The following is a 13471-nucleotide window of genomic DNA, read 5'->3' on the forward strand; positions in this document are numbered from 1 at the left end:
TCATTACTAAATTGAACTTTATTGAAAATATATTTAAAAGCTTCTAAATATAAAATTTATTTTATAAAATTTATCCATAAATATTCTAAAGGATATAAAAAAACTATGCAAATAATAGCTAACACAAGTACAATTTTCAACATATGTTTTTGTTTCATACCTGACAAGGCAAGTCCTACTGCTAAAGGTGGTGCTTGAAAAGGAAAATATACATTAGAAAATGCAGCAACTTGCATCATGAAAATTTCATTTAATGAAAAGCTACTTATATTACTTAACTGTTCTGCCATAGGTGTAAAAATAGCTGGGATTGTTGGTTGAGTAATAATGATTCCACTTAAAGACATCAATGTAGTGACTTTTATATAATCAAACAATTTATATTCTGATGGCGAATATAAATTTATAACACTTAGCAAACTCTCTTTGATAAACTCATTGTTTGCAATAATACTTCCAAGACTTATAATGGCAGCTACAAAAATCAAAGAAGAAAAGTTTATACTATTTATATCTTTATTTTTTATGATATTTATACTTGGATATGCTAAAAATAAAACTCCAATCATAGCTATTACACTTGGTGAGATTTTATGAATAAAGTCTGTTAACCAAAAGCTTAACATGATAAGTAGAGTTATCATAACTATCTTTTCGTTTTTACTAAAAGAACTATTCTCTTTTTTAATTTTGTTTTGTTTTATTTCATCTTTAAAAAATAGGTATATTAAAGCAACGATTATAATGTTTTTTAAAAAACCTAAAACAAAGAAGTTTGATAATAAATAATGAGAAAATAAAAGCTCAAAATCATAAATCTCTTTTGTAAGACCACTTAATATCATATTTGGAACATTTGCAGGCAAAATTGTAAATGCTGGAATAGAACTACAAAGTATAAAAGTAAGTAGTATTCCAATATAACCTTTGTCTTTTTCTTCAAAACCTAAGGCATTTGCTATTGTTATAGCTAAGGGTACTAATAAAACAACTCTAACAACGCTAGAGGGCATTAAAAAACTAAATGCTATACAGAAAATAGAAATATAGATTAAAAGTTTTAAATAGCTAATATTCTTAATTATAGAAAAAAAGTTAGAAAATCTATTGTTTAAGTTTACATTCTTTATAGCAGTTGCTATTAGCATACCAGAAAAAACTAACCAAAAAGCAGAAGATGAAAAACCAGAAAAGATCATTTCTTTAGGGCTTAATGTAAAAACTAAACAAGTAAATAAAAATATCAGTGATGAAAAATATAAAGGTATAATATTTGTTGCCCAATAAGCAATAGTAGAAAATATCAAGGTGATTAGTATCAGATCTTTTGTTTCATTAATAAAATTATTTAAAATAAAATATAAAAATAATGGAATAGATATAAAAGCAATATTTTTTATCATAAAACTTTTCCTTTTTTATAAAATTTTAGCAAGTAAAAAAGTTATTGTATTGTATTATCTTGAACAATCATGGAATATTCTTGAAGTTTTTAGGAGTAATTCCATGATATTTTTTAAACTCTTTTGTAAAGTGTGATTGATCATAAAAGCCACAATCTTGTGCAACAGAAGCCAAGGAATCATATTTTTTCAAAAGTTTTGTTGCTTTTGAGACTCTTAAAAAGTTTATAAAACTTTGAGGTGTAAGACCTATTGTTTTTGAAAAAATTCTATGAAAATAGTAAGGATTCATTTTCATAATTTCAGCCATTTTATAAAAGTTTAGCTCTTTTAATTCATAGCTTTCTTCTTTTAGATATTTAAATAGTAGTTCAAACTTTTCGTTTTCTATTGTTTTAATCTTTTCTTTATATGTCATATATTTTTCACAAAACAAAGTTATAAAATTAATAATCTCTTCATCAATAAGTTTTTCAGATAATAAAGTTGTACGTATCAATTCTTCTAAGTGGCTAAATAATTTATCATCTTTTATAAAATACTCTTTAAAAGTATAATTACTTTTTGAGCAGATACTACTAGCAATATTTTCAAAAAAATCTTTTGGAATAAAACAAGTTAAAAAATTCCATTTACCATCTATATCATATGATATACAAGAATGTACAGTATTAGGAGGTATAATAAAAATCATTTTTTCATTTACTTCATTTTTTTCATTTTCTAATGTAAATACTCCTTTCCCATGTAAACAAATTCCAATCATATAAGTGTCTTCATGTATATGTTTTGCAAATGAATGTTTTTTGATTATATTTTTAAAGATAAGTTTGTGTTCTTTGAAAGATATCTCTTTCATAGTAGAGTTCTTTTTCATTTTTTCTCTTTATTGATTTTGTTATTTTATTAACTAATTAGTATTTTTAATAGATTGAAACCATACTGTTGCAAATGATTTTACAGCAATAGAAATCTCATCTTCTTTAAAACCTCCAAAACCTAGATAAATTGTATTATCATTTAAGTTTGAATCATAAGTAGTAGAGTAAACCTTTATTGATTTTTCTTCTAATAAAAGATGTAATTTCTCCCAATTTATATTTATCTTTGATTTAATAAGTATAGTTAAGCCACTTCCTTCTCTTATAATCTCTACACTATCTTCTAAATACTCTTTTATAGCTTTTTTCATTAGGTCATGTTTCTTCTTATTTAGAGTTCTCATTTTTCTTATATGCTTATCCCAATATCCTTCTTTTATAAATAACTCTAAACTCTTTTGTATATCAATTGGTACTCCTGAAAAAGAGAAATAAAATATCTTCTTATACATAGATATAAGCTTTTTAGGTAAAACTATATAACTTACTCTAATAGCAGGGGATAAAGCTTTTGAAAAGGTTCCAGAGTAAATAACTCTTTGATTGTCATTTATTCCTTGTAAAGAAGGAATTGGTCTATTGTTATAACTAAGTTCACTATCATAATCATCTTCTATAATATAAGCATCATTGTCACAAGCCCAGTTTATAAGGTCTATTCTTTTTGAAATAGGAATAGTTTTTCCTGTTGGATATTGATGAGAAGGGGTTACATAAATGAGCTTACTTTTAGTTTGTTTTAATGCTTTTAAATCTATACCATTTCTTAAAATAGGAATATTTGTAATTTTATAGTTTTGGAGAGAAAAAACTTCTTGTACAACCTTATATCCTGGATACTCAATAGCAATTGAAGAACAAAACTCTTTTAAGATGTTTGAGATAATAAACATAGAGTCAGAAAAACCACTACATATAACAATTTGTTCTTCATCACAAATTACAGCTCTTGATTTTGAAAGATAAGAAGAAAGCTCTTTTCTAAGACTTAAGTCTCCTTGTTTATTTGGATAAGAACCAAAGTTTATTGAAGAAATAGCCTTACTATGAAGTTTAGACCAAAGCTTTTTAGGAAAAACATCTTCACTATGCTTTGCCTGATAAAAATCATATTTATACATTTTTTCTATTTGTTGATTACTATTTTTTATAGGAAAAGTTGTGAAATTTTGTATAACATCTTTACTTACATAATAACCACTTTGAGGATGACTTTCAATATAACCTTCTGCATATAACTGACTATATGCGGACTCTACTGTTGTTTTACTGATTTTATAATCACTTGACATCTTTCTTATAGATGGAAGTTTAGTATTGGCTTTTAGGATATTATTTATTATATCTTCTTTTATTTGTGTATATAGCTGTATATATAAAGGCAAAGCAGATTTTTTTAATTTATACATAACTGACCTTGTCAAAAAATATAATTTTGTATCTTTTAAAAAGTACAATTTATTGATATTATACTTTTTAAAACTTATTAAAGGATTATAAGATGCAAAATAAGGCACAAATACTTTTTATAAAAGTAGGAAAAGTAACTACAACAAAACTTGAAAACCAAAAAAGAAAAGAGTTGATCTCAGGAATTAAAAAATATCCAGTACAAAAAGCATACTTAAAAAGAACAGGTTTTTTAGAAGATGAACAAGCTGATTTAAATCATCATGGAGGAGAGAATAAAGCTTTATTTTTATTTGCAAGCTCAAGCTATGAAAAAATAAATAAACAATGCAATACAAACTATAAAATAGATGAGGTGTCACATTTTGGTGAAAATGTAGTTTTATCAAATATAAATGAAGATGATATTTGTATTGGAGATGTTTATAAAATAGGAGAGACAATAATACAAATAACTCAACCAAGACAACCATGCTGGAAGTTAAGTGCTAATACAAATAAAAAAGAGATGACAAAGTTTATTTTTGAAAGTGGTTTAACAGGCTGGTATGCAAAGGTTATAAAAGAGGGCGTAATTAGAAAGAATGATATGTTTGAACTTATACAAAGAGTAGAAGAGAAATTAAATATTAGTATTTTAAATAAGCTTATTGTAAATCCAAGTATAGATATAGGTTTAGCAAAGAAAGCTATTGAGTCAAAATATTTAGGCAAAGCTTTTCAAAACTCATTAAATAAAAGAGTTCAAGCTAAAGAAAAAGATACTCAGTTTGAAGCTTATCATACTTAATGAATACACAGATTTTAATCATCAAATTAGATTTAATAAAAATAAAATAAAAGGAAAAAATATGAGGCATAGAACAAAAACCCATTTATTAACACAAGAACAAATAGATAATTTATTATATCGTGTAGAAATAGGACGATTAGGAACATATAGCCAAGATGGTTATCCTTATGTTTTACCTATGCACTTTGTACATTTTGATAATAAAATATATATGCATGGTCTACCAAAAGGTAAGAAAATAGATAATATAAAGTTTAATTCTAATGTTTGTTTTGAAATAGATGAAATGCTTTCTTTATTATATAAAGGAGTTGAAGACCCTTGTGATGTTAATACAGAGTTTAATAGTATTATTCTTAGAGGAAGTGCAAGTCTTGTTAGTAACTTAAATGAAAAATATAGAGCTTTATCAAAAATTGTTGAAAAGTTTACTCCACACTTAAAAGATAAAGAATTACCTGAAAAAATGGTAAAAGGAACTGCCGTAATTAAAATAGATATTCTTGATTATGTGGGTAGATATTATAAATAAGATATGAGGTATTAAAAAATAATAATGAATAAGAAAAACTATTTAAAAGAGAGTAAAATAATAGATTTTAAAAATGAAAATATTAAAAAGTTAGCAAAAGAGCTATTTTTAAATAGTTCTAGTAAAGAACAAATAGTTAAAAATTGTTTTGAGTATGTAAGGGATGAAATTAAACATAGTGGTGATTATAAAATTGATAAAGTTACTTGTAAAGCAAGTGAAGTTTTAGAATCAAAAACTGGTTGGTGTTTTGCAAAGTCTCATTTGCTTGCGGCACTTTTAAGAGCAAATAATATTCCTACTGCTTTTTGTTATCAAAGACTTTCATGTAAAGAGTATAAAGAAAATCTATTTTCCTTGCATGGATTTAATGCTGTTTATTTAGAAGAGTATGGTTGGTTAAAAATAGATGCAAGAGGAAATAAAAAAGAAGTTGATGCTCAGTTTATTCCTCCAAAAGAGAAGCTAGCTTTTGAATTAGATGAAAGTGAGTTTGATTTAGGAGTTTACTATTCAAATCCTTTAGATATAGTTATCAAAGCATTAAAAATTAATAGTAGTTATAAACAAATGATTAACAATATGCCAGATATAAAAAGTACTATTTGAAAATATAGCATTTTTATATTTAAACATATGAAGAAAGGACTAAATAGCTTAAAATCCAATGATATTAGCCTTATAATTGATAGATTCTAAGGTAAAATTACAAACTAAAGCTTTATAATATGGAACAGTATGAAAAGCTTTAGTAATTAAAGTATATATAAATAATAAAATTATAGGAAATATATGAATATTGAAAATTTAAAAGATTTAGAAGCAGAGTTTTTAGATGAATATCCAAAAGGTTTTGATGATGAACGACTTTTAAAATTAATGAAAAAATTCAACCCTGATAAGTTAGAAAAGATTTCAAAAGAAGCCTTTGATAAAAAGAATTTTTCACAACCAGATTTAATTTGTCAAAATTTTATAAATATAATTTCAAAATCTGTTGTAATCTCTTTTTATGATAAATTGAAGTTAAAAGATGCTTTTATAAATATGGGAATGTATGAAAAAGATATGTTTAGTATTGCATTGTATGATATTTTATATAAAAACAAGAAAGAAGGATTTGATAGTATTGTAGAAATTTTATCAAAGTATAATCTTGCGAAATGGACTTTAATAACTATCATTCCATATTATATGAATAGAAAAAATGATTATTTTATTAAACCTACTACTGCAAAAAATATTATAAATTATTTAGAACTTGATAATTTAATATATAAACCTAGACCTTCATATGAATTTTATGTAAATTATAAAAAAAATTTAGATAAACTAAAAAAAGTAACGCAGAAATCTTTTACAAAGGATAACATCTGTTTTACGGCTTTTTTACGATTGGGAATAGAGATATGTATTACACATTAATGAGGAGAGAATAAGATGTTTATAATTAATTTAAATTATGAAAAACCATTAGAAGAGGTTGATAAGTATTTAGATGCACACCTTAAATACTTAGAAGAACAATATAGCTTAGGAAACTTTGTAGCATCAGGTAAAAAAATACCAAGAACAGGTGGAGTTATCCTTTCAAAAATGAATTTTTTAACAGATTTAAAAAAGGTTTTAAGACAAGACCCTTTTCATAAAGCAAATTTAGCAACTTACGAAATTACAGAGTTTGTTCCTTCAATGGCAGCAAAAGAGTTTGAGGGTTTAAAAGAACTTACATAAATAACTTATTAACTTAGAAGTTTAAACTTCTAAGTTAATTTCTACTAAATACAAAAAATTTACAAAAAATGTGATATTATTTCTGTTGATTTTAATACTATTATTTACAATATCAAGGAGAATTATGTTTAAAATTTTTATAATTTTAATATTGTGTGTGTTTAATGTTGCATATGCAACTAATACGGAACAAATAAATTTAGTCGATACTTGGGTTGGTATAACAACTCTTGGTGTTTTTATTGTTGGATATTATGTGATTGCAAATGAAGAAAAATATGATGTAGATAAATCACTTCCTGCACTTTTTGTTGGGATATTTACATTTTTATTGATTGCAGTTTATTTTATACTAAATGGTTTAGATATAAAGCTCGTACATGAAGAAGCTGAAAATGTTATTCTTGAAATTGCAGAGATATTTTTCTTTTTATTTGTAGCAATGACATATATTGAATCTTTAATTTATATGGGTGTTTTTGATAAGTTAAAATATAATCTTGTATCAAAAGGATTTACTTATAAAAAACTTTTTTGGGCAACAGGTTTTATTGCTTTTTTCTTATCTCCAATTGCTGATAATTTAACAACAGCGCTTATTTTATCAACTGTTTTAATAACTATTGAAAAACAAAAAAAAGAGTTTTTAGTTCCAGGAGCTATAAATATAGTAGTTGCTGCAAATGCAGGAGGTGCATGGTCGCCTTTTGGTGATATTACTACACTTATGGTATGGAGTTCAGGAAAAGGTGATTTCTTAGACTTTATTTATCTATTTCCAGCTTCAATTGTAGGGTATTTGATTACTGCTTTTTTACTCTCTCTTGTTGTACCAAATACAAAACCAGAATTTGATGCAAATATACCTATTCCTAAGATGAAAGAGGGTGCAAAAGCTATAATAATACTTGGAATTTTAACAATTGTTATGGCAGTAGTTTCTCATCAAGTTTTAGATTTTCCAGCTATGTGGGGAATGATGGGTGGATTGGTTTTATTGAAAATATATTCATATAAACTAAAAAAAGAGTATGGAAGTGAGCATTTTGATATATTTCAATCTATGTCAAAAATAGAAAATAATACACTTATGTTTTTCTTTGGTATTTTAGCAGCTGTTGGTGCATTGTATTTTGTTGGTTGGCTAACACTTGCTTCTGTAATTTATGAGCCAAACTATTTAGGAGCAACATATTCAAATATTGCAGTTGGTTTTTTATCAGCAATAGTTGATAATGTTCCTGTAATGTCAGCAATATTAAAAGCAAATCCAAATATGGATCATGCAAATTGGTTATTAGTTACATTAACAGCTGGAATTGGAGGTTCATTGATCTCTTTTGGAAGTGCTGCTGGAGTAGGGGTTATGGGTAAATTAAAAGGTATTTATACATTTAATAGCCATATGAAATATGCATGGATGATATTGATTGGTTATTTTGTATCTATTGCTATTTGGTATGTGCAGTTTGATATTTTGAAGTTTTATTAATTATAATATTAAACTACTATATTATTATAGTAGTTTAATGTTTATCCTACTTAATTAATTTTATTTTTTAATTCTTTTCTGATACGACTTAAATGAGTAGGTGAAATACCTAAATACGATGCTATATAATACTTAGGAACTCTTTTTATAATATTTTTAAATTGTTCATTGAATTTTTCATACCTTTGTTTAGCATTATCAAGAACAAGAGAAGAGCTTATATCATCTCTTTCTAATACCCAATGTTTTTCTAAATAAAATATATGGAAATATTTCAAGTCATCATATTTTTCTAAAAGCTTTCTATATTCATTATGTTTAATATCTATAACTATTGAATCCTCTATTGCTTGAACTACTGCATTTATTGGTTTTTTATATAATAGGGCAACCATTGGCCCATAAAATTTAGTTTCCCAGAAAAATTTCTTTGTATATTCTTCTGCTTTTTCATTAAATGAAAATGTTCTAAATAAACCTTTATATACATATGAAAATACATCTACTTTATCATAGAGTTCAAATGCATATACATTTTTCTTTATTTCTTTTATTATGCATATATTTTTAAATTCTTTCCACGTTTTTTCTGAAATAGGATAATAAGAATCTAAAGTTTTTTTAAGTGAATTAAATATTTGTTCTGTATTTATGTTCATATACCATCTTTATAATTTTAGAAAGGATATTATAAATTTATTAAAAAATCAACATATGTATATGACAAAACTAAATAATTTTGATAATCTATATCAAAAAGGATATTTTATGTCAAAAACTTTTTATGCACATATTTTAATTTTATTAGCAACGTTTATATCAGGAGGTTCATTTTTAGTATCTCAAAAGTTATCAGGAGTAATTAATCCTATATCAATTAATTTATTAAGATTTCTAATAGCAACAGTAACTTTAATTCCTTTTATATTTTTAAAAAAAGAGTATAGAATAAAACTTATTTCAACTTTTAAAAGAGCATTTATAATAAGTTTTTTTTACACATCATTTTTAATAGGAATGTTTATCTCTTTAGAACACACAAGTGCTTTAAATACTGGAGCAATATTTACTCTTGTGCCTTTACTTACTGCATTATTATCAATAATATTTTTTAAACAAAAGATTCCCAAAAAACAATATATAGTGTATTTTTTTGGAATTATTGGAACTTGTATTGTAATATTTAAAGGAGATATAAAACTTCTTTTGTCACTAACTTTAAATAAAGGAGATATATTTTTTCTTATTTCTATTTTATTTATATCTATGTATTCTATTTGTGCAAAATATTTTTATAAAGAGGATGATAAATTAATTGTTTTAGTTTTTATGACATTAGTTGGCGGTTGCATTTGGATGTCACTTGCTTTATTCATATTTAATGTACCTTTACAATGGAATAGAATCAGTAGTGATAATTTTGTTTCTTTAGGGTATATTAGTATAGCTGCAACTTTGATTACTGCTTATTTATACCAAAAATGTACAGTTGTTTTAGGACCTAAGAAAATCATGGCTTATACTTATTTAACTCCTGCTTCAATTGCAATACTTATGTTTATTGTTACATCTCAAGTTTTAACTTATTGGGTAATTATTGGTATATTGATATCTACTTTTGCTACAGTATTGCTTTTGATAAAAAGTTAAGTAAAAAGGGAGTCTTTCCCTTTTTATTAATGTTCACAATAAATATTTTGGCAAATTTATTACAAAAGGCGTTTTATTGTATAATACACTTTCAAATAAAAGTTAAAGGAAATAAATGGAGCAATTACCAAACTGTCCAAAATGTAATAGCGAATATACTTATGAAGATGGAAGCTTACTTGTATGCCCAGAGTGTGCACATGAGTGGTCTTTAAACGATACACAAGAAGATGAAGATATTTTAGTTGTAAAAGATGCAAATGGTACACTTTTAAATGATGGAGATGATGTAACAGTTATAAAAGATTTAAAAGTAAAAGGAAGCTCTTCTGGTATAAAAGTTGGAACAAAAATCAAAGGTATTAGACTTGTTGATGGAAATGATGGTCATAATATTGATTGTAAAGTACCAGGTGTTGGTGCAATAAAATTAAAACAAGAGTTTGTTAAAAAACAATAATTTAATATAGATGATTATTACCTTACCTAATTATATATTTGAAAATAAGCACTTATACCAAATAATAAATGACGACTCTGTTATTGCCTCAAAATCATCTATTTACAAAAAAGATATGATGTCTTTGAGAAATAGTATGCATTTGGTTATTTTGCTAGTAAATGGTAGTAAAATTTTACATCTTAAAAATAGTGATATTACAATTAATAGTACAGATATACTCTATTTATCACAATCTAGTTATTTCATGAGTGAAATAACTGGAGATAAAAATAATTTTGAATCTATATTGATATTTTTTGATGATGAATATGTATTTAATTTTATTAAAAAATATAATATTATCTTAGATACAATTGAAAAAAAAGATGTTTTAGTATTAAATAGAGATCATTTCATAAATAATTGTGTGAATATTGTAAATCAATTTTTCCAAACTAGTATAAATAATAGCCTTGATTTAGTAAAACTAAAACTAGATGAATTGTTTTTATATTCTCTTTCGAAAGATAAAGAAAGATTTAGTGCTTTTTTAAATAAAATTATACAAACAAAATCTTCAAGAACAAAATATATTTTAGAAGAAAACCTTGATATTATAAATAGTGTTGATGATATGTGCAAACTTACTAGGCTTAATTCAAAAGCCTTAAGAAAAGAGATGATTAGATTATATAATCAAAATCCAAAAGAGTGGCTAGATGAAAAAAGACTTTCTCTTGCTAAAGCACTTCTTAAAAATACTCAAAAAAGTGTATCTCAAATAGCAACTTCATGTGGATATTCAAGTGTTTCATGGTTTATCATACAATTTAAAAAATATTATAAAACTACCCCTTTACTTTATAGGGAACAAAACTTATAAAAAAAGAAACTTTTCTTATACCTTATTTTTCTAAATTCTTTTATAATCTTCTAAATCTAAAAGGAGATTATATGAAAACTATAGTATTTATTTTCGCTACATTACATCCTAAAAAGGATAGTTTTGAAAAAGTAAGTGAGATAATAAAATCAATTATTGATAATACAAGAAAAGAAGTGGGGTGTATAGAATTTAATTTATATGAAGATTTTGAAAAGAAAAAATTATATCTATATGAGCAATGGAGAGATGAGTTATCTATAACAAAGCACTTTACCTATGATTATACTTTAAAAGCAATTGCAAATTTAAAAGATTATCAGGAAAAAGAGACTGATGTAATAAAAATGAAGAAGATAAAATGAAATCAGAAAGATATAACAAAGGTTGGGAAAAGTTAAAAGAAGTAGATGGTAGTGCAGGGGAAAAAGTAATTGAGTCATTAAAGGATATTGCTCCAGAGTTTGCAGATTTACTTATTGAGTTTCCTTTTGGAGATATTTATTCAAGAGAGAAGTTAGATTTAAAATCAAGAGAAATTGCAACTATTGCTGCACTTACTGTGATGGGTAACGCTACAGAACAATTAAAAGTACATATTCATGCAGGATTAAATGTGGGGTGTACAAAAGAAGAAATTGTTGAGATTATAATACAAATGTCAGTTTATGGTGGCTTTCCTTGTGCTCTAAATGGTTTATTTGCAATGAAGGAAATATTTAATAATGATAGATAAAAGATATGAATTTTATATTTTTAGTTTTCTAGTAACTATGTTTATGTCATTTATTATTTCTGCTATTTTAATAATTATAAACTTAGGATTTACAAATGAGTTTTTATTACTTTTGTTAAATGCTTGGTGGAAAGCATGGATAGTAGCTTTTTTTTCTGTTATTTTTATAATTCCTTTCGTTAGAAAGATAATGAAAAAAATTATAAAATATTAAAGTAGTAATTTTATGTTTCAAGTTTATTTATATTATTATTACATGGTATAATAATCTAACAAAAGGAGTTTTATGGAAAAAAATGAAAAAAAAGAGCTTATAAAAAAAATATTTTCAGAAGTATTAGGTGCTTCTAATGTAGATACTAAAATTATAGAAAAATATATCTCTTCTGATTATATACAAAATGTAGATGGTAATACTTTAGATTATGATGGCTTTATAAGTCATATGAAAAAGCAAAAAGAAGTTATAGATTCTTTAGATGTTAATTTTTTGGCTATTGCACAAGATGGTGAAAATGTTTTTACAAATCACATAGTAACAGCTGTTAAAAAAGATGAAAGTATAGTAAAAGTAAAAGTTATAGCACAATTTGTAATTAAAAATAATTTATTAGTAAAGTGTGATGAATTAACACAAATGTTATCAGGAAAAGATGAGGATAAAGATATAGGTTCAAGACATTAAGTTTTGATGAAATACTTATAAAATAAACCACAAAATGTGGTTTATTTTATTGTAAGTCAATATTGTATTTTTTCAACAATTCTACCCAAACAAGTTTTTTGCCATCTTTATTAAAAAGAGTAGGTGTTCCTCTTATATTTAATTTTTGAGCAATAATCATCTGTTCTTCTAAACTCTTTTCAAGTTTTGCTAACTCATCTTTTGAGATTTTTCTATTTTTAAACTCTTTTGAATCAGCATTTGTATTTAACATAGCTTTGATTTTTTCTTCATTTGTTTTTTTACTCATAAAATATATAGATAAATCTCTTGCATTATTATGAAAACTTAATGGGAAGAAAAATACTCTAATTTTTACATGTTTTTCAAGTTTTGGAAAAAATGATTCAAGTTTTTTACAATATGGACATTCAGGATCAGTAAATAATACATACTCATCTTTTCCGCTTCCATAAGTTAAAGCTTCTTTCCCAATTGTATTTGATAAATCAACAGGTAAAGTAATAGCATCACCACTATTTACATCCATTACATTTCCCGCAATTAGAACTTTTTTATCTTTTGTTAAAAATAATTCTTGAGGTTTTCCTTGAATTATTGAATCAAGTATATAAATACTACCCATATCAAAAGCTTTACTAACTTTAATATCTGCTTTTTGTAGAAGATTCAAGTTATTGATTTGTTTTATCTCTTCTTTTGTAACTTCTTTTGGCTCATAAGCATTTAGCACACTAAGAAAAGAAAACACTAATAAACTTAATTTTAAGATTTTTGTCATATAAGTTCCTATTATATAAAATTTATCTGTGTATGATACACAAAGTTTG

Annotated in this window: 18 protein-coding genes; 13 read left to right on the plus strand and 5 right to left on the minus strand. The window is 24.9% G+C overall.

Annotation, left to right across the window (positions count from 1 at the left end; all coding sequences use genetic code 11):
- Nucleotides 1–56: 56 nt before the first annotated feature.
- The 3 genes from AMRN_RS06075 to pdxR all read right to left on the minus strand — a co-directional run bounded on the left by AMRN_RS06075 (nt 57) and on the right by pdxR (nt 3693).
- Nucleotides 57–1403 carry an SLC13 family permease gene (locus tag AMRN_RS06075; RefSeq protein WP_099312638.1) on the minus strand — a complete coding sequence of 449 codons (1347 nt, stop codon included), beginning with the start codon at nt 1401–1403 and terminating at the stop codon, nt 57–59.
- Between the two features lie 67 nt (nt 1404–1470).
- On the minus strand, nt 1471–2280 hold the full coding sequence (locus tag AMRN_RS06080; RefSeq protein ID WP_099312639.1) for an AraC family transcriptional regulator: 810 nt from the start codon (nt 2278–2280) through the stop codon (nt 1471–1473).
- A 33-nt stretch (nt 2281–2313) separates the two neighbouring features.
- Nucleotides 2314–3693, minus strand: coding sequence for a MocR-like pyridoxine biosynthesis transcription factor PdxR (pdxR, locus tag AMRN_RS06085; protein ID WP_099312664.1), 1380 nt, complete (start codon nt 3691–3693; stop codon nt 2314–2316).
- A gap of 92 nt (nt 3694–3785) precedes the next feature.
- Between pdxR and AMRN_RS06090 the strand changes: the two genes are divergently transcribed.
- From AMRN_RS06090 to nhaD, 6 genes are all read left to right on the plus strand, one after another.
- Nucleotides 3786–4484, plus strand: coding sequence for an MOSC domain-containing protein (locus AMRN_RS06090; protein WP_099312640.1), 699 nt, complete (start codon nt 3786–3788; stop codon nt 4482–4484).
- A gap of 61 nt (nt 4485–4545) precedes the next feature.
- Nucleotides 4546–5019, plus strand: coding sequence for a pyridoxamine 5'-phosphate oxidase family protein (locus AMRN_RS06095; protein WP_099312666.1), 474 nt, complete (start codon nt 4546–4548; stop codon nt 5017–5019).
- Between the two features lie 24 nt (nt 5020–5043).
- Complete coding sequence (locus tag AMRN_RS06100; protein WP_099312641.1) at nt 5044–5628, plus strand: transglutaminase-like domain-containing protein; 585 nt, start codon at nt 5044–5046, stop codon at nt 5626–5628.
- A gap of 183 nt (nt 5629–5811) precedes the next feature.
- Nucleotides 5812–6444 carry a hypothetical protein gene (locus AMRN_RS06105; protein ID WP_099312642.1) on the plus strand — a complete coding sequence of 211 codons (633 nt, stop codon included), beginning with the start codon at nt 5812–5814 and terminating at the stop codon, nt 6442–6444.
- A gap of 15 nt (nt 6445–6459) precedes the next feature.
- Entirely contained in the window at nt 6460–6753 is a 294-nt protein-coding gene (locus tag AMRN_RS06110; RefSeq protein ID WP_099312643.1) for a YciI family protein, read from the plus strand.
- Between the two features lie 124 nt (nt 6754–6877).
- Nucleotides 6878–8245 carry a sodium:proton antiporter NhaD gene (gene nhaD, locus AMRN_RS06115; protein WP_099312644.1) on the plus strand — a complete coding sequence of 456 codons (1368 nt, stop codon included), beginning with the start codon at nt 6878–6880 and terminating at the stop codon, nt 8243–8245.
- Between the two features lie 50 nt (nt 8246–8295).
- Here nhaD and AMRN_RS06120 read toward each other — a convergent pair whose 3' ends face one another.
- A complete protein-coding gene (locus AMRN_RS06120; RefSeq protein ID WP_099312645.1) occupies nt 8296–8904 on the minus strand; it encodes a Crp/Fnr family transcriptional regulator in 609 nt (202 codons plus the stop codon).
- Nucleotides 8905–9013: 109 nt separating this feature from the next.
- On the opposite strand from AMRN_RS06120, the gene AMRN_RS06125 reads away from it, so the two are divergent.
- The 7 genes from AMRN_RS06125 (at nt 9014) to AMRN_RS06155 (ending at nt 12641) form a co-directional block, all read left to right on the plus strand.
- Entirely contained in the window at nt 9014–9895 is an 882-nt protein-coding gene (locus AMRN_RS06125; RefSeq protein ID WP_099312668.1) for a DMT family transporter, read from the plus strand.
- Nucleotides 9896–10010: 115 nt separating this feature from the next.
- On the plus strand, nt 10011–10355 hold the full coding sequence (locus AMRN_RS06130; protein WP_079578894.1) for a zinc ribbon domain-containing protein YjdM: 345 nt from the start codon (nt 10011–10013) through the stop codon (nt 10353–10355).
- 10 nt (nt 10356–10365) lie between these two features.
- On the plus strand, nt 10366–11220 hold the full coding sequence (locus AMRN_RS06135; protein WP_099312646.1) for a helix-turn-helix domain-containing protein: 855 nt from the start codon (nt 10366–10368) through the stop codon (nt 11218–11220).
- Nucleotides 11221–11291: 71 nt separating this feature from the next.
- Nucleotides 11292–11585 carry a putative quinol monooxygenase gene (locus tag AMRN_RS06140; protein ID WP_099312648.1) on the plus strand — a complete coding sequence of 98 codons (294 nt, stop codon included), beginning with the start codon at nt 11292–11294 and terminating at the stop codon, nt 11583–11585.
- Complete coding sequence (locus AMRN_RS06145; protein ID WP_099312650.1) at nt 11582–11956, plus strand: carboxymuconolactone decarboxylase family protein; 375 nt, start codon at nt 11582–11584, stop codon at nt 11954–11956. The genes AMRN_RS06140 and AMRN_RS06145 overlap by 4 nt, the downstream gene beginning before the upstream one ends.
- Complete coding sequence (locus AMRN_RS06150; RefSeq protein ID WP_099312652.1) at nt 11946–12170, plus strand: DUF2798 domain-containing protein; 225 nt, start codon at nt 11946–11948, stop codon at nt 12168–12170. Before AMRN_RS06145 ends, AMRN_RS06150 begins: the two co-directional genes overlap by 11 nt.
- A gap of 72 nt (nt 12171–12242) precedes the next feature.
- Nucleotides 12243–12641 (plus strand): hypothetical protein, encoded by a 399-nt coding sequence (locus tag AMRN_RS06155; protein WP_099312654.1) that lies wholly within the window; start codon nt 12243–12245, stop codon nt 12639–12641.
- Nucleotides 12642–12687: 46 nt separating this feature from the next.
- On the opposite strand, the gene AMRN_RS06160 is transcribed toward AMRN_RS06155, so the two are convergent.
- Nucleotides 12688–13422: a thioredoxin fold domain-containing protein gene (locus AMRN_RS06160; protein WP_099312656.1), complete on the minus strand. Its 735-nt coding sequence runs from the start codon at nt 13420–13422 to the stop codon at nt 12688–12690.
- Between the last annotated feature and the right edge of the window lie 49 nt (nt 13423–13471).

The sequence above is a fragment of the Malaciobacter marinus genome (genome assembly GCF_003544855.1).
Classification (GTDB): Bacteria; Campylobacterota; Campylobacteria; order Campylobacterales; family Arcobacteraceae; genus Malaciobacter; species Malaciobacter marinus.

Excerpts from the sequence above, each read along its gene's own strand:
- AMRN_RS06075 (WP_099312638.1), bottom strand. The coding sequence starts at position 1,403 with ATGATAAAAAATATTGCTTTTATATCTATTCCATTATTTTTATATTTT.
- AMRN_RS06080 (WP_099312639.1), bottom strand. The coding sequence starts at position 2,280 with ATGAAAAAGAACTCTACTATGAAAGAGATATCTTTCAAAGAACACAAA.
- pdxR (WP_099312664.1), bottom strand. The coding sequence starts at position 3,693 with ATGTATAAATTAAAAAAATCTGCTTTGCCTTTATATATACAGCTATAT.
- AMRN_RS06090 (WP_099312640.1), top strand. The coding sequence starts at position 3,786 with ATGCAAAATAAGGCACAAATACTTTTTATAAAAGTAGGAAAAGTAACT.
- AMRN_RS06095 (WP_099312666.1), top strand. The coding sequence starts at position 4,546 with ATGAGGCATAGAACAAAAACCCATTTATTAACACAAGAACAAATAGAT.
- AMRN_RS06100 (WP_099312641.1), top strand. The coding sequence starts at position 5,044 with ATGAATAAGAAAAACTATTTAAAAGAGAGTAAAATAATAGATTTTAAA.
- AMRN_RS06105 (WP_099312642.1), top strand. The coding sequence starts at position 5,812 with ATGAATATTGAAAATTTAAAAGATTTAGAAGCAGAGTTTTTAGATGAA.
- AMRN_RS06110 (WP_099312643.1), top strand. The coding sequence starts at position 6,460 with ATGTTTATAATTAATTTAAATTATGAAAAACCATTAGAAGAGGTTGAT.
- nhaD (WP_099312644.1), top strand. The coding sequence starts at position 6,878 with ATGTTTAAAATTTTTATAATTTTAATATTGTGTGTGTTTAATGTTGCA.
- AMRN_RS06120 (WP_099312645.1), bottom strand. The coding sequence starts at position 8,904 with ATGAACATAAATACAGAACAAATATTTAATTCACTTAAAAAAACTTTA.
- AMRN_RS06125 (WP_099312668.1), top strand. The coding sequence starts at position 9,014 with ATGTCAAAAACTTTTTATGCACATATTTTAATTTTATTAGCAACGTTT.
- AMRN_RS06130 (WP_079578894.1), top strand. The coding sequence starts at position 10,011 with ATGGAGCAATTACCAAACTGTCCAAAATGTAATAGCGAATATACTTAT.
- AMRN_RS06135 (WP_099312646.1), top strand. The coding sequence starts at position 10,366 with ATGATTATTACCTTACCTAATTATATATTTGAAAATAAGCACTTATAC.
- AMRN_RS06140 (WP_099312648.1), top strand. The coding sequence starts at position 11,292 with ATGAAAACTATAGTATTTATTTTCGCTACATTACATCCTAAAAAGGAT.
- AMRN_RS06145 (WP_099312650.1), top strand. The coding sequence starts at position 11,582 with ATGAAATCAGAAAGATATAACAAAGGTTGGGAAAAGTTAAAAGAAGTA.
- AMRN_RS06150 (WP_099312652.1), top strand. The coding sequence starts at position 11,946 with ATGATAGATAAAAGATATGAATTTTATATTTTTAGTTTTCTAGTAACT.
- AMRN_RS06155 (WP_099312654.1), top strand. The coding sequence starts at position 12,243 with ATGGAAAAAAATGAAAAAAAAGAGCTTATAAAAAAAATATTTTCAGAA.
- AMRN_RS06160 (WP_099312656.1), bottom strand. The coding sequence starts at position 13,422 with ATGACAAAAATCTTAAAATTAAGTTTATTAGTGTTTTCTTTTCTTAGT.